Source organism: Allobosea sp. FBZP-16, from assembly GCF_002831785.1.
GTDB lineage: Bacteria > Pseudomonadota > Alphaproteobacteria > Rhizobiales > Beijerinckiaceae > Allobosea > Allobosea lupini.
In genome coordinates, this window is record NZ_LNCQ01000055.1 from 40,600 (window position 1) to 46,818 (window position 6,219).

Annotated in this window: 6 protein-coding genes; all 6 read left to right on the plus strand. The window is 59.6% G+C overall.

Translation table 11 applies throughout. From position 1 onward, the window contains the following. Positions 1 to 174: 174 nt before the first annotated feature. On the plus strand, positions 175 to 561 hold the full coding sequence (locus CXY91_RS26910) for a hypothetical protein (RefSeq protein WP_158673597.1): 387 nt from the start codon (positions 175 to 177) through the stop codon (positions 559 to 561). Between the two features lie 417 nt (positions 562 to 978). Next, positions 979 to 1,194 carry a DUF4167 domain-containing protein gene (locus CXY91_RS26915; protein ID WP_199777578.1) on the plus strand — a complete coding sequence of 72 codons (216 nt, stop codon included), beginning with the start codon at positions 979 to 981 and terminating at the stop codon, positions 1,192 to 1,194. 118 nt (positions 1,195 to 1,312) lie between these two features. Then, positions 1,313 to 1,810: a DUF3859 domain-containing protein gene (locus tag CXY91_RS26920; protein WP_158673598.1), complete on the plus strand. Its 498-nt coding sequence runs from the start codon at positions 1,313 to 1,315 to the stop codon at positions 1,808 to 1,810. Positions 1,811 to 2,620: 810 nt separating this feature from the next. Continuing rightward, complete coding sequence (locus CXY91_RS26925) at positions 2,621 to 3,370, plus strand: AAA family ATPase (RefSeq protein ID WP_100964923.1); 750 nt, start codon at positions 2,621 to 2,623, stop codon at positions 3,368 to 3,370. A gap of 303 nt (positions 3,371 to 3,673) precedes the next feature. After that, positions 3,674 to 4,933, plus strand: coding sequence for a HEPN domain-containing protein (locus CXY91_RS30410; protein ID WP_158673599.1), 1,260 nt, complete (start codon positions 3,674 to 3,676; stop codon positions 4,931 to 4,933). A gap of 299 nt (positions 4,934 to 5,232) precedes the next feature. Then, the coding region (locus CXY91_RS26930) for a serine hydrolase domain-containing protein (protein ID WP_100964925.1) at positions 5,233 to 6,219 on the plus strand (987 nt) is incomplete at its 3' end.

Here is a 6,219-nt window from a genome sequence, read left to right on the forward strand (position 1 = left end):
ACGCGCAGCACCGGATTGCCGAACGGGTCCTCGCGCGCATCCGAGCGCGCCTGCACGATCGCCGCCGACAATTCGCCCGCCAGCGCCGATGGCGACAATTCCTCCGCACCCGCCACGCCGCTCTCCGCTTTTCAATCATGTGATGAGCGGGAGCAGGTGAGCAGGATTTGGATTTTGCTGCAACTGCGAAATGAAATGCGGCTCAGCAGCGCGATGGCGGACGTGACGCCTGCGTCGCGATCCGCAGCCCGCCCTTACAATCACCGCTTCCATAGCCATATCGGCATGGACCCGGAGGAATTCATGGATACGACCGTGCGGCGTGATCTCTCCGGCAACTGGGGCGTCTCCGACCTGCTCGAACGCTCGATCTGCTCGATCATTCGCGACCCGCATGGCAGTTGCTGGATCGTTCTAGGGCAGGATCAGGTCGCGCGCCTGAGCGATATCCGGAAGGGGCCGTTCCTGTCGGTGGATGCTGCCATGACGGCCATCGAGAAGAATCTCAACGGACCATGCCGTCATCGTACGGCAACTGTTCCGACAAACTATTTCCCGTAGAATTTCGGCGGGAACCAAAAATAAAAGCGCCGCTGGCCAACTTGTTTTGGCCGCATTGTTTCTATAGACGGAATGTAGAGGCGACGATTGACCGACTGGCTCCTCTGATTGGACCCTGCGGCGCGCCTTACTCCTATCGTCGAAAACCGATTGCTGCCCTCGGCAGCACCATCGCTGCACGCACAGCGTGCCCGGCGATTTCACACACAAGACCGCCCGGCCCCGGCCGAGCGGCAAACGGATATCAATGCTAGTATCAACCGAACTGAAGTCACCCGAGACCAGGTACGTCGCCGACGCGATCGCCACCACGCTTACGCCGAAATCCGCCCCCGATTGGAAGCCGGAGCCCTGCGGCCTAAGCCGCGAGGAGCTGCGGCGCATCGTCAGGAAGATGCTGGGATGAGGAGGCCGGTCATGCCCACGCGCCAACCCGGATCCACCGCCTTCGACGATCATGTCCCCCGGACCAACCCCACGCAGCCAAGGCGGGGCTCATCCGCGCGGGCCAGTTACGAGCGCTACCTCGCTCTGGCCAAGGCCAAGGCCCTCGCCGGCGACCGGATCGAGGCCGAGCGCTACTATCAGCATGCCGAGCATTATCTGCGCCTGATCACCGGCTCGGCAGCCTGAAAAGCCGGGGCTCGCGCCGTGTCGGGCGATGCCGCGCTGCCCCCGCCACAATCTCTCCATCAGATCGCGCTTTGACGTGGTCATGCGAATGCGACGGATCGCGACGACTGGCGCTGCCATGGCGCTCATCACCATGGCGGGGCCGGCGGTTGCCGGCCCCAAGGCTGAGATCGTCGACTTCGGCGTGGTCGCCGGGCGCCTCGTCGACAGCCAGCCGGAAGCCGGTCAACGCGCTCTGGAATCGGTCCGCGCCATACAGAAGCTGCGCTATATCGAGCGCAGCGACCGGATCGAGGCTCGGCTCTGCCGGAATTTCGGAATCACGGTGAGGCTGGTTCCCACGCCGCCGTTCCGCATGCCGGACCGTGTCGAGGTGCGGGTTCTGCACCCGGACCTGACGCGCCCCGACGGCAGGCAGAGCGCCGAGACGCGCTTTCCCAGCTATGTGGTCGATGGTCTCAGCCATGCCGGCTTCACCTTCGAACATGACTGGGAAATGGCGCCCGGCCCGTGGACGATGATCGTCTCGTTGCGTGGAGACGAGATCGCCCGCAAGGATTTCACCGTCACGTTGCCGCCCCCCGGCGCGCCCAAGTCCGATTGCGGCATAGGCTGACCTTGCAAGGCCGGCGCCGCCGCGCGTGTTTGCCTGGGGTTCCAAGCCTTTTCCGTCATGGTCGGGCTTGTCCCGACCATCCACGTCTTCCTTCCTGCAATGCGATGTTCAAGACGTCATGCCCGCCACAAAGGCGAGCCTGACCGCCGGGCGAAGCGGGGATAACGCCCCAATCAATCCCCGCCCCCGAAACCCGGCTTATGCTTCCTCCCGTCCCGCCCGAACCGAGGGGGCTTCGCGAGGCATCATGAGGCCGGGCGGGAGAGCGGTGTTTCGTGGCGACAGGGCCTTGCGAGCCCGAAGGAGCCCGGTTCGGCACAAGTGCGACCCACTTCTGCGATCCGAGCCGACTCCTTCCACCACGGAGGGGTTTTCGTCGATGGGAGAGGCCCTCCCAGTCCTGCCGGACGTAACCAGACGGCGAGAACACCTGAAGAGAACCGCGGCGCGGGGTTGGGCAGTGGCCAGTGGCGCTGCCTCGACATTTCGACATCGACATTCGGCACGCAGCCGTCGACTGCGACGCCGCCTTGACCCCGCGCCCTCCCTCGGATGGCGTTCTCCTGCAAAACCTCGCGGCGGAAGCCGGCGGGGCATCACGCATGGTCGATCGTTTCGTGGCCTTCACTATTTCAGCGCGGGTCGTCCCGGGCGGAGCGCAGCGCAGACCCGGGACCCATTCCGGAACAGTCCCGATAGAGGTTCAGGCATGGATCCCGGATCGGCGCGGCTTCGCCGCTTGTCCGGGATGACTCGCGGTTTCGTCAAACATGGTACCCACTGACTGCCCCACCCCGCCCGCGAGCCCCGATGCGACGAACCCAGACCCGCCTGCCCGCGCCTTATCTCAGGCGCATCTGGCTCGACCGCGAGGCGGTGCCGGACGCCGACGCCTATCCCTGGTGCCTGCCCTTCCTGCGCGAGGACTTCGAGCTGTCCTTCGACAGGCCGATCACCATCATCGTCGGCGAGAACGGCACCGGGAAATCGACGCTGCTCGAAGGCATCGCCGTGCTCGCCGGCTATGACGAGGCCGGCGGCGGCAAGGGCTATCGCCCGGTCGATCACTCGCTGGCGCGCGAAGCCATGGGCGGCCGGCTCTCCAGCGCGCTCAAGGCGAGCTGGCTGCCAAAGGTCACCGATGGCTGGTTCTTCCGGGCCGAGAGCTTCTTCTCGGTGGCGCGCTATCTCGACGCCGTCGGCGGCGAGGACGGCCCCGATTTCCTCTCTCATTCGCATGGCGAGGGCTTTTTGCGCTTCTTCGAGGAGCGCTGCCAGCGCCGCGGCATCTTCATCTTCGATGAGCCGGAATCGGCGCTGTCGCCGGCCCGCCAGATCGAGTTCCTCAAGCTGCTGCGCCGCATGGACCGGCTCGGCCAGTGCCAGGTGATCATGGCGACCCACGCCCCGATCCTGATGGCCTATCCCGGCGCCCGCCTGCTCGGCCTGACCAAATACGGGCTCGATCCGGTGACGATCGAGCAGACCCAGCATTTCCGCCTGATCCGCGAGTTCTGCCTGGACCCGGCGACGTTTGTGGAGACGATGATGGAGGAGTGAAGCTCTCAGGCAGCTGAAATTGATGGCTAGGCTTCACTTCGTTGTCTGCCAGCCAAAGCGGTCCTACCGCGACCGATGGAACAATCGCCAGCGTTCGGTCGCGCAACTCACAGCCTAGTCAGCGCCTTCCAGAGTTGGAGTACTGTCTGTAACGAAAAAAGCCTTCATGGCCCGACATTTCAATTAGCCTATGCGGCATATTCTAAAGTCAGGCTCCATTGTCTCAGCAACTTCGATTAGAGTATGATCCCGACATAAATTGGAAATGTAGAGTCGGAACCGCGCTCAGGGCGATGAGAGACAATGGCTATTAAAATAACAGATACGCAAAAAAAGAAAATAATAGGTCAACTGCGACAGATTCTGCCGAAGGCACAACTTCGAAAGAATTACTTGCTACTAAATAATTTTAAAAATGAACTTAACGCACTGGATTCATCCATCAATATAGATGGAGAATACATGAGACAATTTAACATATTTGTTGGAGATAAACCTATAAGTAAATTTTGCTTCCAATGGCTAAAAAAAGAACTTTGGGCTCGAAAATATATTGAGACAGCAAAAACTAAATACCTAAGTGAACTCGATGACATCCCAAGTTTTGAACAAATTTCGCAAGAAATATTTGATGAACTATCAGGAATTCCTTATAGCTACACCCTTATTTATCCCTTACCCGAGCGCATGAGTACGATTGTGTTGCCTAGTGAAGATATTGTTACTCTAGGCGATCATATAGCCATTAGACGATGGTCGAAGGAAGACGCGAAAAACTTGAAGGAGGTCTCGCTTTACGAGACAGAGGTTCCCGCAAAAACCCGGGAGATTCGCGCGGTTAGATCGATAGAAGGCAAAGATCCAGAAGTGGTATTGGAAATCAAAACGAGAGGCTATTTTGATTTTGCAAACGAGTTTAATTGCGCACACGACCTAATCGGAATTATACGATCAATTGTTGGATTATATATTACTACAGGTCTCATAGATATTTCACAAGATGAAAATAAACTTGGGTCAAGCGTTATATACAAGTACAGATCCGAAGCTGACCACATCAATTTTGATGGAATACTTATTGTTACGGGCGGCCTTTACGCCACATTGGCTGACTGCGTCCCTACAAAGACTAAAGAAACAGCACTTCCGGAACGCCAGAAAGCAACAGAATTAATAATAACTGCCTTGAATTCAAAGAAATCTGACAGGATCTTGTTAGCTTCTCGCTGGTTATTTGATAGCTTTATTGGCGACAATGATCTTCTTTCATTTGTACAAACGACAATTTGTATGGAAATTCTGCTCGGCGACCAAAAGTATGCCGACCACCTTTCTGTGGGAGATATATTAAGTAACAGATGCGCATACATGATTGGGCATAACGATGCTGATAGAGACACAATTTTAAAAGAATTTAGAAAGATATACTCAGTGAGATCAGAGATTGTTCATCGAGGGAAAGCTCGCCTCAACAGCGAGGATATCGAACAATTTCTGAAGCTTCGCGAGTATGTCAAGCGCGTTATCATCAAGGAAATCACTCTACTGTCTGAGTCAGCGTGATTGACGCTAGCGATCTAGCACTGGGCGGATAGCCGTTCAGTTCGACCGAGGAAATGGATGCGCTGGCGATCAATGACTAAGGCCGGCACATCTTTGCACTTGCGAGCGTCAGCTATCGACCTTTATCCGCCGCTACACGGCGTGCCCCAGCAGGCGAGACGCCCCCTCGCGGCAATGCTAAGCCTACCGGGTCCAGTCCCGCTCCCCGAGTCCCCGCCTTGCCTCACTCCCTTTCTCCCGCCCATCTCCAGGCCGCCATCGACTTCGCGCAGGCTAACGACTCCCCCTGGCCGCGCAGCATGTTCTATCCGGACGGCGCCTATGTCGGGAATCGTGAATGGGACGAGACCGGTCCGTGGACCGAGATCGTCGGGCCGGTCGAGCCGCGCGGCGGGCCGGCCGGCGTCGTGCTGCACCGCGGCAAGGTCGTCGCCGAATGGGGCGATGTCGAGCGCGCCGACATGACCTTCTCGATCGCCAAGAGCTATCTTTCGGTGCTGGCGGGCCTCGCCGTCGCCGATGGGCTGATCGCCGATATCGACGAGCCGGTCGGCAAAAGCGTCGACGGCCAGCATTTCTCCAGCCCGCACAACGCGAAGATCACCTGGCGCCATCTGCTCAACATGAACAGCGAATGGCAGGGCGAGATCTTCGGCAAATCCGACCAGGTCGACCATTTCAGGCAGATCGGCATCGGCGCCGACAACAGCCGCAAGGGCCAGCGCCGCGAGCTCAGCGAGCCCGGCAGCCTCTACGAATACAACGACGTCCGGGTGAACGCGCTCGGCTATGCGCTGCTGCGCCGCTTCCGCAAGCCGCTTCCCGACGTGCTGCGCGAGCGCATCATGGACAAGGTCGGCGCCTCGCAAGGCTGGCGCTGGGAGGGCTACGAGACCTCGTGGGTCGAGATCGACGGGCAGCGCATGCAGTCGGTCCCCGGCGGCGGCCATTGGGGCGGCGGCCTCTTCATCAGCGCCCGCGACCATGCCCGCTTCGGCCAGCTGATCGCGCAGAACGGCGTCTGGGAGGGGCAGGAACTGATCCCGTCTTCCTGGCTGGCGCAGTCGGTCGTGCCCTCGCCGACCCTGCCGAATTACGGCTTCCTCTGGTGGCTGAACCGCGGCCCGGCGGCCAATCCCAAGCTGCCGGCGAGCGCCTTCAGCGCGCAAGGAGCGGGCAACAACCTGATCTGGATCGACCCGGAGCACGAGCTCGTCGCCGTGCTGCGCTGGATCGACAAGGCCGCGATCGACGGGTTTCTGGAGCGGCTGGTCGCGGCGGTGGAG